Annotated in this window: 12 protein-coding genes; 9 read left to right on the forward strand and 3 right to left on the reverse strand. The window is 68.7% G+C overall.

Annotation, left to right across the window (positions count from 1 at the left end; all coding sequences use genetic code 11):
- Positions 1-626 precede the first annotated feature (626 nt).
- The 3 genes from WJ35_RS23955 to WJ35_RS23965 all read left to right on the forward strand — a co-directional run bounded on the left by WJ35_RS23955 (position 627) and on the right by WJ35_RS23965 (position 4,154).
- Entirely contained in the window at positions 627-1,409 is a 783-nt protein-coding gene (locus WJ35_RS23955) for a Crp/Fnr family transcriptional regulator (RefSeq protein WP_011882072.1), read from the forward strand.
- 11 nt (positions 1,410-1,420) lie between these two features.
- Positions 1,421-2,827: an undecaprenyl-phosphate glucose phosphotransferase gene (locus WJ35_RS23960; protein WP_034193551.1), complete on the forward strand. Its 1,407-nt coding sequence runs from the start codon at positions 1,421-1,423 to the stop codon at positions 2,825-2,827.
- 154 nt (positions 2,828-2,981) lie between these two features.
- On the forward strand, positions 2,982-4,154 hold the full coding sequence (locus WJ35_RS23965) for a glycosyltransferase family 4 protein (protein ID WP_069240145.1): 1,173 nt from the start codon (positions 2,982-2,984) through the stop codon (positions 4,152-4,154).
- Between the two features lie 157 nt (positions 4,155-4,311).
- Here the strand turns inward: WJ35_RS23965 and WJ35_RS31905 are convergent, their stop codons facing one another.
- The gene (locus WJ35_RS31905; RefSeq protein ID WP_164716064.1) at positions 4,312-4,485 is read right to left on the reverse strand and encodes a hypothetical protein; all 174 of its coding nucleotides are present in this window, start codon (positions 4,483-4,485) and stop codon (positions 4,312-4,314) included.
- A gap of 335 nt (positions 4,486-4,820) precedes the next feature.
- Between WJ35_RS31905 and WJ35_RS23970 the strand changes: the two genes are divergently transcribed.
- Positions 4,821-5,213 (forward strand): TraR/DksA family transcriptional regulator, encoded by a 393-nt coding sequence (locus tag WJ35_RS23970; protein WP_069240146.1) that lies wholly within the window; start codon positions 4,821-4,823, stop codon positions 5,211-5,213.
- A gap of 66 nt (positions 5,214-5,279) precedes the next feature.
- On the opposite strand, the gene ald is transcribed toward WJ35_RS23970, so the two are convergent.
- On the reverse strand, positions 5,280-6,395 hold the full coding sequence (ald, locus tag WJ35_RS23975; protein WP_069240147.1) for an alanine dehydrogenase: 1,116 nt from the start codon (positions 6,393-6,395) through the stop codon (positions 5,280-5,282).
- Positions 6,396-6,717: 322 nt separating this feature from the next.
- Between ald and WJ35_RS23980 the strand changes: the two genes are divergently transcribed.
- From WJ35_RS23980 to WJ35_RS24000, 5 genes are all read left to right on the forward strand, one after another.
- Positions 6,718-7,134 carry a DUF3995 domain-containing protein gene (locus WJ35_RS23980; protein WP_011882077.1) on the forward strand — a complete coding sequence of 139 codons (417 nt, stop codon included), beginning with the start codon at positions 6,718-6,720 and terminating at the stop codon, positions 7,132-7,134.
- 532 nt (positions 7,135-7,666) lie between these two features.
- A complete protein-coding gene (locus WJ35_RS23985) occupies positions 7,667-8,407 on the forward strand; it encodes a gluconate 2-dehydrogenase subunit 3 family protein (RefSeq protein ID WP_069240148.1) in 741 nt (246 codons plus the stop codon).
- A complete protein-coding gene (locus WJ35_RS23990) occupies positions 8,407-10,185 on the forward strand; it encodes a GMC family oxidoreductase (protein ID WP_060201653.1) in 1,779 nt (592 codons plus the stop codon). The genes WJ35_RS23985 and WJ35_RS23990 overlap by 1 nt, the downstream gene beginning before the upstream one ends.
- A complete protein-coding gene (locus WJ35_RS23995) occupies positions 10,182-11,579 on the forward strand; it encodes a cytochrome c (RefSeq protein ID WP_060233139.1) in 1,398 nt (465 codons plus the stop codon). Before WJ35_RS23990 ends, WJ35_RS23995 begins: the two co-directional genes overlap by 4 nt.
- A gap of 221 nt (positions 11,580-11,800) precedes the next feature.
- Positions 11,801-13,516, forward strand: a complete 1,716-nt coding sequence (locus WJ35_RS24000) for a cation:proton antiporter (protein ID WP_069240149.1) — start codon at positions 11,801-11,803, stop codon at positions 13,514-13,516.
- A 384-nt stretch (positions 13,517-13,900) separates the two neighbouring features.
- Here the strand turns inward: WJ35_RS24000 and WJ35_RS24005 are convergent, their stop codons facing one another.
- A complete protein-coding gene (locus tag WJ35_RS24005) occupies positions 13,901-15,805 on the reverse strand; it encodes a peptidoglycan D,D-transpeptidase FtsI family protein (RefSeq protein WP_069240150.1) in 1,905 nt (634 codons plus the stop codon).
- Positions 15,806-16,129 lie beyond the last annotated feature (324 nt).

A 16,129-nucleotide genomic window follows, 5' to 3' on the forward strand; every position in this document is an offset into this window, starting at 1 on the left:
GTCGCTTCGCATGCTACAGGAAAAAATATAAAAGGCGTTGAACATTGTTTGACAATTGAGATATTGACTTGAAGTTCAACAATAGAATCAATGTGTTGCGATATGTATGTGCGCTAGGTTACAAGCCCGTAAATCAAGCGATCGAATCAATTTTGAGACAGTTTCAAACGACCTTTCGAGTCGCGTGATGGCCGCCTGCGGGTCGCCCGGACATCATGGAATCAAATGAAAACGCGTCGTAAGTATTTGACCGGCAAGCCGTCGCGGAAGCGCGTCGGCCACCCGGCCGCGCGCGGCGCTTATTGATCAGTCGAATCACCTGCCGCGTCCGCGACGCGTGGGGGTGTCCGGAAATGAGACATTTTTTGAAGTTTCAGTGCGATTAATCCGTCGTTCTAATGCGGTCGTCATTCATATATTAAGGATGGACGGGTATTGGCACGTAAATCGCTTATTCGAGCGGGCGTGTCGAAACGGGATTGCCGATTTCCGGAGGCGGTGGAAAGCCGAGGGTCGATCGGAGCGAGGGTTGTGGGCCTCAACCTGCGTCGCCGTCGATGCGCATCGCGATAACGAGCTTCGCTGCCGCGGCTGCGCGCGGCGCGGACAATAAAAGGAATACAGCCATGCTTCATCTTCACTCGAGTTACTCCGCCAATGCCATTCTGGATGCGCTGCCGGAGGACACCCTTCATGCGATCGCACCGCACCTCGAACTGGTCAGGATCAAGGCCGGGATGCTCGATCGCGTCGGCGAACCGATGCGTCATCTGCACTTTCCGACGACGGCGATGATGTCGGTTCAGCACCTGATGGAGGACGGTGCGATGGTGGAGGTGGCGGTGGTCGGCCGCGAAGGCGCGGTCGGTCTCGCGACGCTCGTCGGCGGCGTGGCCGTGTCGAGCCGCGTCGAAGTGCGCGCCGCCGGCATGGCGTATCGCGTGCCGACCTGCGTGATGCGCGCGGAATTCGAACGGTCCGCGGCGACCTATCGCCTGATGCTGAACTACAGCCAGGCCACGATGGCGCAGATCTCGCGCAGCGCGCTGTGCAACCGGCATCACTCGGTCAGCGAGCAATTGAGCCGCTGGCTGCTGCTCGCGCACGACCGCATCGACGGCGACGAGCTGGCCGTCACGCAGCAGACGATCGCGAACATGCTCGGCGTGCGGCGCGAAGGCGTGACCGAAGCGGCCGGCGACCTGCAGGAAGCCGGGCTGATCCGGCAGCGCCGCGGCCGTATCACGGTGCTCGACCGCCATGGTCTCGAACATCACGCGTGCGAATGCTACGACCTGATTCGCGCCGACTATCGGCGCCTGCTCGGCACGCGCACGAATGCAACGCCCGCGCCGCTGCGCGCGCGCATGCCGGAACTGCAGAGCCGTTATCCGGCGCACGGTGCGTGACGATGCAGTCGATGTCCGGAGGAGCGAATGCGTTGCGGCGTGCCGCGATCGCGGCGGCCGACGTTGCGCTCGTGCTGGCCGGGGCGCTTGCCGCGCAGCAGGCGGCCGGCCTCGGATGGCGCGACCTGTCCGATGCGCAGCACGGCTCGATCGCGCTGTTGTGCGTGCTGACGGTCGCGTTGCTGCCGCGCTACGTGCGGACCGTGCGCAATGGGGTGGCCGTGCCGGACGGCCCGCACGTGCTCACGCGCACGGCGCTGGCGCTGGTGTGCGCGAGCGCGCTCACGGTGGCCGGCACGATGTGGCTGATGAATCGCAGCGCAACGGTGAACACCCGCTGGATCGTGCGCACGGTGCTCGCCGGCGACGCCGCCGTGCTGATCGGCCGCGCGATGCTGCTCGCGTTCGTGCTGACGCGCGACGACTCGCACGTGCACCGGCGCCGCGTCGCCGTCGTCGGTGCGACCGCATACGGGCGCGTGGCGGTCGAGCGGATGCAGCTGACGCCGGGTGGGCCGTTCGTCGCCGCATGCGTTTTCGACGACGAAGCGCCGGCCAATGCGGCAGGCATCGGCGGCGTGCCGGTGATCGGCGATTGGGATACCTTGCGCGACATGATCCGCGGCGCACGGATCGACGAGGTGTGGCTCACGCTGCCGATGTCGCATGAGTGGCGGATCCAGCGCATCGTGCGCGAGCTGCGCGACGAATTCGTGCAGTTGCGGCTGTTGCCCGACGTGCGGCAGATGGCCGTGGTCGAGCGCTCCGCGACCGACGTGCTCGGCATGCCGGCGATCAATCTGGCGACCACGCCGCGCGCCGCGCCCGAGCTGTGGGCCAAGTTCGCGTTCGACCGGCTGTTCGCGCTCGGCGTGCTGATTCCGTTGCTGCCGCTGCTGTCGGTGCTGGCGCTCGCCGTCAAGCTGTCGTCGCCCGGGCCGGTGTTGTTCAGGCAGCGCCGCAAGGGCGTCGACGGCCGCGAATTCGACATCCTCAAGTTCCGGACCATGCGCGTGCACCGCGTACAGCCGGGCGTCATCCGGCAGGCGTCGCGCCACGACGCGCGTATCACGCGCGTCGGCGCATTCCTGCGCCGCACGTCGCTCGACGAGCTCCCGCAATTCTTCAACGTGCTGTGCGGGCAGATGTCGGTCGTCGGGCCGCGTCCGCACGCGGTCGAGCACGACGACTTCTACCGGCAGCTGATCGACTGCTACATGTACCGCTATCGCGTGCGGCCCGGCATCACCGGATGGGCGCAGGTGAACGGCTATCGCGGCGAGACGCGCAAGGTCGAGGCGATGGAGGCGCGCGTGAAGTTCGATCTCTTCTACATGCAGAACTGGAGCTTCGCGTTCGACATGAAGATCATCGTGCTGACGATCGTGCGCGGCTTCATCGGCCGCAACGCATTCTGACGCCTCGAAAATCCGCCCGGAACCGCGGCGTTGTGAGAGCGAACGTACCGACCGGCGCGCGCGCGGCGCACACACTGGCCGTATAGCGGCATCCCGCCCGGCGGGATGTCCGGCGGCGCGCTGGTGCGCCGCCGCCATCGGAACAGTCACGATCATGTCAACGTCGATTCGGGAGCGCAACGGGGCCGTGCTGCAGGACGCCCGCACGGAGCGGGGCATCGGTGCGGCAGCGCATGCCGCGCGCGCGCGCGGCCTCGTCATCAACGGAAAATTCACGGCCCAGCGCATGACGGGCGTGCAGCGCACCGCGTACGAGCTGACCTGCGAGCTCGCGCGGATCACCGACGATGCGCCGTCGCTGATCGTGCCGCCCGATCACGACCCGGCCGCGTTGCCGGCCGGCGCGCGCGCGCAGCCGTCGACGCACCTGCGCGGCACGCTGTGGGAACAGTGGGCGCTGCCGCGCACGACGCGCGGCCGGACCTTGCTGAGCCTGTGCAACATCGGCCCGTTGTTCAAGCGCGATCAGCTGGTCATGATTCACGACGCGGCGATTTTCGACCTGCCCGACGGCTATTCGCTCGCGTTCCGGCTGTGGTACCGCTTCGCGTTCTGGATGATCAAGCGACGCGCGCGCCACCTCGTGACGGTGTCGCATTTCTCGCGCGCGCGGCTGGCCGCAAGGTTGCGCATATCGCCGGCGCGCGTGTCGGTCGTGCCGAATGCGGTCGATCATATCGACCGGATCGACGCCGACCCCGGCGTGCTGTCGCGATTGAACCTCGAACCCGACCGCTATGTGCTGTTCGTCGGCTCGCTCGCGCCTGGCAAGAATCTCGTGCGCGCGCTTGCCGCGATCGTGCTGATGCGCGAGTCGCACCCGACGTTGCGCTTCGTGATCGCGGGCGGCGCCAACGCGAAGATATTCGGCGTGCGAGAGGCCGGCCTGCGCGAAGACGACCCTTGTGTCACATGGGCCGGCTACGTGACAGACGGGGAACTGAAGGCGCTGTATGCGAACGCCGGCGCGTTCGTGTTTCCGTCGCTGTACGAAGGCTTCGGTTTGCCGCCGCTCGAGGCGATGCGATGCGGTTGCCCGGTCATCGCGTCACACGAGGGATCGCTGCCGGAGGTGTGCGGCGGCGCGGCGCTGTTCTGCGACGCGTATTCGCCGCCCGATATCGCGGCGGCGATCGCGTGCGTGATGGACGATGCCGAACTGCGGGATCGACTACGCGTACTGGGTCGCGAACACGCGCAGCGATACAGCTGGCAGCGCTCGGCGCGGGCTTTGCTCGAGATCCTGCGGGCGGATGCGGTGACGTGATGCAGCTGCGGTGCGGCGCGCTCGTGGGTGGATCACACGGTGCGCTGGGAATTCGCCGAGACCGATAGCCATCCGAATGATCGACGTGACGTGACGTGACGTGACGTGTTGCGTTGCGAACCGCCGAGCGTCGGCATAGAAGGCCGACGCGTTCGCCTCAGCCGTCCTCGCTCGACCGCCCGCTCGCCGGCAGCACGGCGGGCGCGCCTGCGGGGCGCGCGTCGGGCGCGGCTTGCGGGCCCGATGGCTGCACCGCGTGCTGCACCGTCGGCACGACCACGGTCGGGACGAAGACCGCGAGTGCCACCCAGACCACGACGCCGAACAGCATGACGTTCTCCCGCAGAGCCGCGGATATACCGCACATGCTGTCAATCTATGTCGCAAGTTTCTGCAGGGAATTGATTGACCTCAACGGCGGGAGCGTCATACGAATGGCGCGCATCGGCCCGTCGCCTCCGGCCCCGGTTTCCGTGCAACGCGCGCGGTTGCAGATGCAGGTCAACACGTCCGCGTTCAATGGGTTTATGCTGCGTCGAACGTCCGGCGCTTCGAGCGCCCGGGCGCACCTCCGGGCGCGGCATACGGGGCAATCCGGCCCGCCGTGACCGGCGACCGCCGCGCGACGTGCAGCGTCGCGCGGAACCCGGAACAGGAGACACGGCGATGGCGCTCGACCCCCAACAACGGCAGACGTTGCAGCAGCGGCTGACGGAAAGCGAACAGGCGTTGCGCGCGGAGATTCGGACGAGCGAGGATCAGCGCGCGTCGACCTCCTATGCGGACCTGGCCGGCGCGGCGCCCGACGAGGGCGACGAAGCGAACGCCGATCTGTTCGTCGACGTCGACCATGCGCTGATCGGCATGAAGCTGGCGGAGTTGCGCGCGGTCGCGCGCGCATTGCAGCGGATGCGTGACGGCAGCTACGGCGATTGCGTGGACTGCGACGCGCCCGTCGACTACGAGCGCCTGCTCGCGCGGCCGACGGCCGAGCGTTGCACGCATTGCCAGTCCGTATACGAGCGCCGTTACGCCACGACACCGCGCGCATCGCTGTGACGTCGGTGGCCGATGGCGGCGAAGAGGGCGACCGCCGGCACCCGGTTGCGTCGCCCGATTCCGCAATCAACCCAGCATGTCTTCAGCAGGGACGTAAGGCAGCCCGAGCGCGCGGGCGACCGCTTCGTAGGTGATCTGTCCGTCGCACACGTTCAGGCCGGCGCGCAGGTGCGCGTCGTCGGCCATCGCGCGCTTCCAGCCCTTGTCGGCGAGCGCGAGCGCATGGCCGATCGTCGCGTTGTTCAGCGCGAACGTCGACGTGCGCGCAACCGCGCCGGGCATGTTCGCGACGCAATAGTGCACCACGCCGTCGACCACGTAGGTCGGCTTTGCATGCGTCGTCGCGTGCGACGTCTCGAAGCAGCCGCCCTGGTCGATCGCGACGTCGACGACCACCGCGCCGGCGCGCATCCGCGCGATCATGTCGCGCGTCACGAGCCGCGGCGCCGATGCGCCCGGCACGAGCACGGCGCCGATCACGACGTCCGCATCGCACACCGCTTCCTCGATCGTCTGCGCGTTCGAGCAGACCGTCGCGATCCGGTTGCCGAACACCAGGTCGAGCTGCCGCAGGCGGCCGACGTTGTTGTCGAGCACCGTGACCCGCGCGCCCATGCCGACAGCCATCTGCAGCGCGCCCGTGCCGACCACGCCGGCGCCGAGCACGACGACGTGCGCGGCCGGCACGCCGGGCACGCCCGCCATGAGCAGGCCCATCCCGCCGCGCGGGCTCTCGAGATGGGTTGCCGCGACCTGGATCGACATGCGTCCGGCGACCTCGCTCATCGGCGCGAGCAGCGGCAGGCCGCCGCCGGGGCCGGTCACGGTCTCGTACGCGATGCACACCGCGCCGGACTTGACGAGCGCCGCCGCCTGTTCCGGATCGGGCGCGAGATGCAGGTACGTATAGAGGATCTGGCCGCGCCGCAGCATCGCGCATTCGGCCGGCTGAGGCTCCTTGACCTTGACGATCATGTCGGCCTGCGCGAACACGTCGGCCGCGCCGTCGCACAGCGTCGCGCCGGCCGCCGCGTAGTGTTCGTCGTGCAGCCCGATCGCCGTGCCGGCGCCGCGCTGCACCAGGACCCGATGCCCATGACGGGTCAGTTCGCGGGTGCCGGCCGGCGTGAGCCCGACGCGGTATTCGTGGTTCTTGATCTCCTTGGGCACTCCGATCAGCATGAGTCGTCTCCATGATCTTTCGTCATCGCGGTCGTGCCGGGCGCGCGGCGGTTGCGCATGCACCGGCGCGATTGCGCGATTGCAATCAAAGGGTAGTGGTGGCCGGTGGGAAGTCAAGTGCCGGCCCCGCGCGCGCGGATGCGCACCGCATCGCAGCATGCGCGTGTCCGCGTGTCCGATTGCGACCGGACGCCACACTGCAGGCCGCGCGCGATTTCGGTATCGTCTCGGGGGCACGCGCAGGCGCGCGCGTGCGGGCAGGTCCATGCCCGACCGATACACGACCACACGACGACCAGATGAGACAGGGGACCCTACCGACATGACCGGCGCGTACTTCAGCGTGCCGACGCTTTGTGCGATCGCACTCGTTCACGTCTACTGGGCGCTCGGTGGACAGCGCGGCAAGCGCGCGGCCATTCCGGAGCAGGACGGTGTCCCGCTGTTGCGTCCGACCCGGCGCGGCACGCTCGCAGTCGCGGCGGCGCTGCTGTGCGGCGCCGGCGCGGTCGCGTCGCGCGCGGGCTGGTTGGGGCCGAAGGTTCTGCCCGGCGCGACCGCGTTCGCGATCGTTGCGTTCGCACTCATTTTCGCGGTTCGGGCGGTCGGCGATTTCCGATACGTCGGCTTCTTCAAGCGTGTCCGCGGGTCGCGCTTCGCGCGCATGGACACGCTGTGTTATTCGCCGCTTTGCGTGGCGCTGGCGCTGGCTTTCGCGTCGATGTACTGGGCGAGGTGAGCGGCGCGCGCGCCGGGTCGACCGGAGCCATCCGGCTGGCGCGCTCCTGCCTGCCGCCCGCCGTCTCGCGCTGCGGCGGCCGGCGATCGCGCCGCGCCATTTTTCAACTGTTGCGCTTCGCGATGCAATGGCATGCCTCGAACTCATTTTGCAATGGAACCGGTTCCATTTATAATGCGCAGCACGTCGCTTGCCCCTGACGAGGGCCGTGCGCGTCGCGCTTGCCGGTGGCGGGCGTGGCGTTCGAGGTAATTCGGGGGAAGGGCGATGAGGGCGGATGACGGCAATAGTCGTGCGTTTGCCCGACGATAGCCCGCGAAGAGGCCGACCATGCGCGGCGGCCCGCAGCCGGCACGCCGCGCGCGGGCATTGACGCACCGCGTGCGGCGTCCGGCCGATGCCGGACGCGCCGAGGTTCGCAGTGTTGCCAATCCAGGACGGCCGGCCGCACGCGGCATGGCTGCCGTGCCGGGCATGCCGCATGCGGAACGCGCCTTCCCGGATCTCGCCCCCAACGATCAACATCCCGACCATGTCCACGCCACCCGACAAACCCAATTCGCGCCGTCACTTTCTGCGCTCGTCGGTCGCGCTCGTGCCGATCGCGTCGCTCGCCGGCTGCGACCTGCGCTCGCCGCCATCTTCCGGCCGCCCGTCCGGCGCGGCCTCCGCGGCATCGGCGAGCGCCGAACGCGCGCCGTACAAACCGACTTTCTTCGATGCCCGGGAGTGGGCGTTCGTCCAGGCGGCCGTCGACCGGCTGATTCCGGCCGATGCCGAAGGCCCCGGCGCGCTCGAGGCCGGCGTGCCCGAATTCATCGACCGCCAGATGGAAACGCCATACGCGCACGGCGCGCTGTGGTACATGCAGGGGCCGTTCCAGCAGGGCGTGCCGGAGCTCGGCTACCAGCTGAAGCTCGTGCCGCGCGACATCTATCGGCTCGGCATCGCGGCCGTCGACCGCTTCTGCGCGAAGACGCACGGCAAGGCGTTCGCGGATCTCGACGCGGCGACGCGCGACGCCGTGCTCGGCGCGCTCGAAAAGAGCCGCGCGCAGATCGACGACGTGCCGCCCGCGGTGTTGTTCGGACAATTGCTGCAGAACACGCGCGAAGGCTACTTCTGCGATCCGGTCCACGGCGGCAATCGCGGGATGGCCGCGTGGAAGATGATCGGCTTCCCCGGCGCGCGCGCGGACTTCATGGATTTCGTCAACCAGAACGGCAAGCCGTATCCGTACGGGCCGGTTTCGATCAACGGGGAGCGTACCTGATGGCAGCGGAGAAGAAGCCGCATGTCGACGCGGTCATCGTCGGCTTCGGCTGGACCGGCGCGATTCTCGCGAAGGAACTGACCGAAGCGGGCCTGAAAGTGGTCGCGCTCGAGCGCGGCGAGTATCGCGACACGTATCCGGACGGCGCGTATCCGAACACGATCGACGAGCTGACCTACAACGTCCGCAAGAAGCTGTTTCTGGACCTGTCGAAGACCACGGTGTCGATTCGCCACGGCGTGCAGGACACGGCGCTGCCGTATCGCCAGCTCGCGGCGTTCCTGCCGGGCGAGGGCGTCGGCGGCGCGGGGCTGCACTGGTCCGGCGTGCATTTCCGCATCGCGCCGGAAGAGCTGCGGCTGCGCAGCCACTACGAGGAGCGCTACGGCAAGAAGTTCATCCCCGCGGGGATGACGATCCAGGACACGGGCGTCAGCTACGACGAGCTGGAGCCGTACTTCGATTTCGCCGAGAAGGTGTTCGGCACGTCGGGGCAGGCATACAAGGTCAACGGCCGGGTGGTCGGCGACGGCAACGTGTTCGACGCGCACCGCAGCGACCACTTCCCGCTGCCCGCGCAGCTCAACACGTATTCGGCGCAGCGCTTCTTCGACGCGGCGAAATCGCTCGGGCTGCATCCGTACCGGCTGCCGTCGGCGAACACGTCGGGGCCGTACACGAACCCGTACGGCGTGCAGATGGGCCCGTGCAACTTCTGCGGCTACTGCAGCGGCTACGCGTGCTACATGTACTCGAAGGCGTCGCCGAACCTGAACATCCTGCCTGCGCTGAAGCAGGTGCCGCACTTCGAGCTGCGCTCGAAGTGCCACGTGCTGCGCGTCGATCTCGACGACACGAAGAAGCGCGCGACGGGCGTCACCTACATCGACCCGGCCGGCCGTGAAGTGCACCAGCCGGCCGATCTCGTGATCCTCGCCGCGTTCCAGTATCACAACGTGCACCTGCTGCTGCTGTCGGGCATCGGCAAGCCGTACGACCCGATCTCGGGCGAGGGTGTCGTGGGCCGCAATTTCGCGTACCAGAACCTGTCGACGATCAAGGCGTTCTTCGACAAGGACACCTACACGAACCCGTTCATCGGCGCGGGCGGCAACGGCGTCGCGGTCGACGACTTCAACGCGGACAACTTCGACCACGGTCCGCTCGGCTTCGTCGGCGGCTCGCCGCTGTGGGTGAACCAGGCCGGCGTGAAGCCGATCAGCGGGATCGCGACGCCGCCCGGCACGCCCGCGTGGGGCGCTGCGTGGAAGAAGGCGGTCAAGGACAACTACGCGCACACGATCTCGATGGACGCGCACGGCACGAACATGTCGTATCGCGACGTGTATCTCGATCTCGACCCGACCTACCGCGACTCGTACGGCCAGCCGCTGTTGCGGATGACGTTCGACTGGAAGGACAACGACATCAGGATGGCGCAGTACGTGACCGGCCAGATGAAGAAGATCGCCGAGGCGATGGGGCCGAAGGCGATCGGCGTGTCGACGCGCGAGTTCGGCAAGCACTTCGATTCGCGCCAGTACCAGACGACCCACCTCGTCGGCGGCGCGGTGATGGGCAACGATCCGAAGACGAGCGTGCTGAATCGCTATCTGCAGAGCTGGGACGTGCACAACGTGTTCGTGATGGGCGCGTCGGCGCTGCCGCAGGGCATCGGCTACAACCCGACCGGGATCATCGCGGCGCTGGCCTACTGGTCGGCGCGTGCGATCCGCGAGCAATACCTGAAAAACCCCGCTCCGCTGGTGACCGCATGAAGAGAACAACGACGGACAACGCCGCGCGCCGCACGGCGCGCGCGCTGGCGACCGGCGCGGCGTGGCTGGCGTTCGGCCTGGCGAACGGGGCGGCCGTCGCGCAACCGGCGGCCGTGCCTGCGGCGGCCGCGTCCGCGCCGCATGCCGCGGATGCGCTCGTCGCGCGCGGCGCGTACCTGGCCCGAGCCGGGGACTGCGTCGCGTGCCATACGGCGAGCGGAGGCAAGCCGTTCGCGGGCGGGCTGAAGTTCGACACGCCGATCGGCGCGATCTATTCGACCAACATCACGCCCGACCCGAAGACGGGCCTCGGCGGCTGGACACTGGACGAGTTCGACCGCGCGCTGCGCTCGGGCGTGCGCAGGAACGGCGACACGCTGTATCCGGCGATGCCGTTCCCGTCGTATGCGCGCCTCACCGACGACGACGTGAAGGCGCTCTACGCGTACTTCATGCACGGCGTCACGCCGGTGCAGCAGGAAAACCGCGCGGTCGACATCGTGTGGCCGCTGTCGATGCGCTGGCCGCTCGCGTTCTGGCGCAAGCTGTTCGCGCCGGCGCCGAAGCCGTTCGACGCGGCGCCGTACCCCGATCCGGTCCTCGCGCGCGGCGCATACCTCGTGCAGGGGCTCGGCCACTGCGGCGCGTGCCACACGCCGCGCGCGCCGACGATGCAGGAGCGCGGGCTGACCGACGCGGACGGCCCGGACTTCCTGGCCGGCGGCGCGGCGATCGACGGCTGGGTGCCGACGAGCCTGCGCGGCGAGCCGCGCACGGGGCTCGGCACGTGGACGGAAGCCGAGATCGTGCAGTTCCTGAAGACCGGCCGCACGCCGCGCACCGCGGCATTCGGCGGGATGACGGACGTGGTCGGCCACAGCTTGCAGCACATGACCGATGACGATCTGACCGCGATCGCGCGCTACCTGAAGAAGCTGCCGCCGAAGGTGCAGGGCGAGACGCGTTACGCATACGACGCCGCAGCCGCCAACGCACTGCAGGCCGGCGACGCGAGCAAGCCGGGCGCGGCGGTCTACCGCGACAACTGCATGGCCTGCCACCGCAGCGATGGCCGCGGCTACACGCGCGTGTTCCCGGCGCTCGGCGGCAACCCGGTCGTGCAGGGCGACGATCCGACCTCGCTGATCCACGTCGTGCTGGAAGGCGGCGCGCTGCAGGGCACGCACGCCGCGCCGTCGGCCTTCACGATGCCGCCGTTCGGCTGGCGGCTGTCGGACCAGGAAGTCGCGGACGTCGCGAACTTCGTGCGCACGAGCTGGGGTAATACCGGCGCGCCGGTCTCGGCCGCGCAGGTCGCGAAGGTGCGCAAGACGACGGCGGGCACGCGGCCGGAGCCGCCGCCGGGCGCGCGTTATCCGCAAGCCGCGCGCTGAGCGGGCATCCGTGACGGGCCGTGGCGCCAGCCGCGTCCGTCGCGCCCAGCGCGTCCGCGGCCGGCATCGCGCCGAATCACCGCGGATTTCCTCCCCGATGCCCCGACATTCCCCCGCATCGCGCCGCCCGCCCGTGAATTTTTCGCGGCGGCGCGCCATTTTCCCACCTCATCCCTTATCCTTGGACCTTACTAAACGGTTACACCTACAGGGGAGAGGGGATGCCACATGACGTCAGCCTGATTGCTTTGCTCGCGGCCGGTTTCGGTCTCGCGATGGTCTTCGGTTATCTCGCATCGCTGCTGAAGATGCCGCCGCTGGTCGGCTACCTGCTCGCCGGGATCGTGATCGGCCCCGGCACGCCGGGCTTCGTCGGCGATCTGTCGCTCGCGCAGCAACTCGCCGAGGTCGGCGTGATGCTGCTGATGTTCGGGGTCGGGCTGCATTTCTCGCTCGGCGACCTGCTCGCGGTGCGCAAGATCGCGCTGCCCGGCGCGATCGTGCAGATCTCGGTGGCCACCGCGCTCGGCGGCGGGCTCGCGCTGCTGTGGGGCTGGAGCTTCGGCGCGGCGCTCGTGTTCGGTCTCGCGTTGTCGGTCGCGAGCACGGTCGTGCTGCTGCGCGCGCTGGAGGGCCGGGGGCTCGTCGAGTCCGTGAACGGGCGCATCGCGGTCGGCTGGCTGGTCGTCGAGGATCTCGTGATGGTGCTCGTGCTCGTGCTGCTGCCGCCCGTCGCCGGGCTGCTCGGCGGCACGCCGCCCGGCGACGCGCATGCGGGCGGCGGCAGCGTGTGGGGCACGCTCGGCGTCACGATGCTGAAGGTCGCCGCGTTCATCGCGCTGATGCTCGTGGTCGGCAAGCGGGTGTTTCCGCGCATCCTGTGGCTCGTCGCCCGCACCGGCTCGCGCGAGCTGTTCACGCTGTGCATGATTGCCGCGGCGGTCGGCATCGCGTTCGGCGCGGCGAAGCTGTTCGACGTGTCGTTCGCGCTCGGCGCGTTCTTCGCCGGGATGATGATGCGCGAATCCGAGTTCAGCCGGCGCGCGGCCGACGAGACGCTGCCGCTGCGCGATGCGTTCTCCGTGCTGTTCTTCATCTCGGTCGGCATGCTGTTCGACCCGCAGGTGCTGCTCGACGAGCCGCTGCACGTGATCGAGGTCGCGGCGATCGTGCTGGTGGGCAAGACGCTCGCGGCGGTCGCGCTGGTGCTCGCGTTCCGCTATCCGCTCAATACCGCGCTGACGGTCGGCGCGGGGCTTGCGCAGATCGGCGAGTTCTCGTTCATCCTGGCCGGTCTCGGCCGCGCGCTCGGGCTGCTGTCGGCGGAAGGTCAGAGCCTGATCCTCGCGGTCGCGCTGATCTCGATCGCGCTGAATACGCTCCTGTTCGCGATGATCGATCCGGCGCTTGCATGGATACGCCGGCACTCGGCGTTCGCGCGGCGGCTCGAGGCGCGCGACGATCCGCTCGCCGCGCTGCCGATGTCCACGCCGCAGGCGCACCTGACCGGGCAAGTCGTGATCGTCGGCTACGGCAAGGTCGGCGCGCGGATCGCACAGGCGCTCGACGAGCGCGGGATCGCCTGCGTGGTCGTCGAGCAGAATCGCGAGATCGTCGAGAAACTGCGCGCCGACGGCGTCGCGGCGGTGTCGGGCGATGCGATCGAGCCGATCGTGCTCGTGCAGGCGCACATCGCGCGCGCGGGGATGCTGGTCGTCACGCTGCCGGACGTGTTCGACGTGCGGCAGATCGTCGAGATCTCGCGCACGCTCAATCCGTCGCTCGAGGTCGTGCTGTGCACGAACAGCGGCGACGAAGCGGCGCTGCTCGCGAGCGAGGGCGTCGGCACGGTGTTCATGGGCGAGACGGAGCTCGCCCGCGGGATGACCGAGCACGTGCTCGGCAGAATGGCCAGGCCTGCGGCGGTTGCGCATTGAGGGGCGTGGCGTTGGGCGGCGTGTGTCTTGCTGCTCGTGGCTCGCCGTTCGTAGCTCGCTGCTCGTAGCTCGTAGCTCGTGGATCGCGGATCGCGGATCGCGGATCGCGGATCGTGGCGAACGGCGAACGGCGAGCGGCGAGCGGCGAAGGGCGAAGGGCGAAGGGCGAAGGGCGAAGGGCGAAGGGCGAAGGGCGAAGGGCGAAGGGCGAAGGGCGAAGGGCGTGCGGCCGGGCGGCAGCACATGGCACAGGATCGTGCGGCGCGGGACGCGGGCCGTCTGCGGGCGCGGCGTCGGCAATGCGGCCAGCATCCGAAGCCCGAGCGCAACGCGTTCGACGCGGAGCGTCGCGCTGGCACGCTCTCGCCGCCGCGCCAGCCGGCTTCAGCCCGCCGCGGCGTCGGTCCGGGAGCTCACGCGCGGTCCGGCGTCCGCCGTCACCGGCGCCGTCGCTTTCCGCGCGGTTGACGTCTTCGGCGGCGCGGCCGAGTCGGCTGCCGCGGCCGTCTTTTGCCGCGCCGCTGCGCGGTTCGGCGCATTGGGTGCATCGGGCGCCGTCTCGAACGGCGCATCCGGCGGCACGCCCAGCAGCTGCAGCGAGCCGCTCGTGACCGACGAGAACACCGGCCCGGCGACGGTGCCGCCGTAATACCCCTTGCCGCGCGGCTCGTCGATCATCACCGCGACGATCAGGCGCGGATTGCTCATCGGCGCCATCCCGGCGAACAGCGCACGGTACTTGCCCTGCGCATACGACTTGCCGACCTGCTTGCGCGCCGTGCCGGTCTTGCCGCCGATCCGGTAGCCGTCGACGCGCGCGCGGCGCCCGGTGCCGCCTTCGCCGACCGCCATTTCGAGCATCGAGCGGATCGCCGCGGCCGTCTGCGGCGTCGTCACGCGATGGCCGCGATGCGCGTCGATCGTCTGCCTGTCGGTGCCGTTCTTCAGCAGCGACACCGGATGCAGCGTGCCGTCGCCGGCGTATGCGGTGTACATCTGCGCGATCTGCAGCAGCGACATCGACAGCCCGTAGCCGTACGCCATCGTCGCCTGCTCGATCGGCCGCCAGCGCTTGTACTGCCGCAGCCGGCCCGACGCGACGCCGGGGAAGGTCAGCTCCGGCGCGCGGCCGATTCCGTATTCCTGGTACTTGTTCCAGATCGTCTCGGCGGGCAGGTTCAGCGCGAGCTTCGCGAGCGCGACGTTGCTCGACTTCTGCAGCGCCTGCGCGACGGTCAGCGAGCCGTGGTTCGACGTGTCGTGGATCACGGCCGGGCCGATCTTGTAGGTGCCAGGCGACGTGTTGATGATCGTGTTCGGGCGCACCTTGCCTTCGTCGATCGACAGCGCGACGACGAGCGGCTTGATCGTCGAGCCCGGCTCGAACGTGTCGATTACCGCGCGGTTGCGCAGTTGCTGGCCGGTCAGGCGCGCGCGGTCGTTCGGATCGAAGGTCGGATAGTTCGCGAGCGCGAGGATCTCGCCGTTCTGCGCGTCGAGCACGACGACGCTGCCGGCCTGCGCGTTGTTCTCGAGCACCGCGGCCTTGAGCTGGCTGAACGCGAGCTGCTGGATGCGCCGGTCGATCGTCAGCTCGATCGTCGCGCCGTGCTGCGCGGGCACGAGCGGCCGCGTGTCGGACACGATGCGGCCGAGCCGGTCGCGGATCACCTCGCGCTGCCCGGCGGTGCCCGACAGCGGGCTGTTCGCCGCCAGTTCGACGCCTTCCTGCCCCTGGTCCTCGACGTTCGTGAAGCCGACCACGTGCGCGGCCGATTCGCCTTCGGGGTAGTAGCGCTTCGAATCGGCGATCTGCGTGACGCCCTCGATCGCGAGCTTGTCGAGACGGCTCGCGGTGTCGGCGTCGATCTGGCGCTTGAGCAGCACGAACGTGCGGTCGTTGCGCAGCCGGCGCTTGACCTCGGCGAGCGGCATGTCGAGCAGCTTCGCGATCTGCGGGTAGTCGGTCTCGGCGACCTGTTTCGGGTTCGCCCAGATTTCGTAGGTCGACAGGCTGACGGCGAGCATCGCGCCGTTGCGGTCGACGATGCGGCCGCGCATCGCGTCGAGTTCGATCGTGCGCTGGTAGCGCTTCTGGCCCTGGCCGACATAGAAATCCTGGTTCGCGATCTGGACCCAGAATGCACGGGCGAGCAGCGCCGCGAACGCGAGGAACACGATGATCACGACCAGCTTCGAGCGCCACATCGGCAGGCGCGACGCGAGCATCGGGTGCTTGGTCGCCGTTGCGTACGGATCGGCGGGGTGGGTCTTCTTTTTCACGCTCATGCGAGGGCCGGGGCGAGCCGCCAGGCGGCGGGCTGTCAGTCTGAATAATGCGATTGTAATAAATGAGTAAGCATCGCGTGGGGAAAGTGTGAGCCGCCGGCCGGCCGCTGCTGGCCGCGCAGCACAAGCAACGAGGACGACGGAAAAGAATGGACGCGCTCCGTGGCCGCGCGCGAGCCGCGACCCGCGAACCCGCGACACGTGCGCCGGCCGTTATTGCCGAGCTGGGCGGATTTACCCGTCCCCGATTAGTTTTCTCGCGCCAAAAGAAAAAGCGCCTCGTCGAGAGGCGCCTTATTGATGAATATCGAAATTAATATCGCG

The sequence above is a fragment of the Burkholderia ubonensis genome (assembly GCF_001718695.1).
Classification (GTDB): Bacteria; Pseudomonadota; Gammaproteobacteria; order Burkholderiales; family Burkholderiaceae; genus Burkholderia; species Burkholderia ubonensis_B.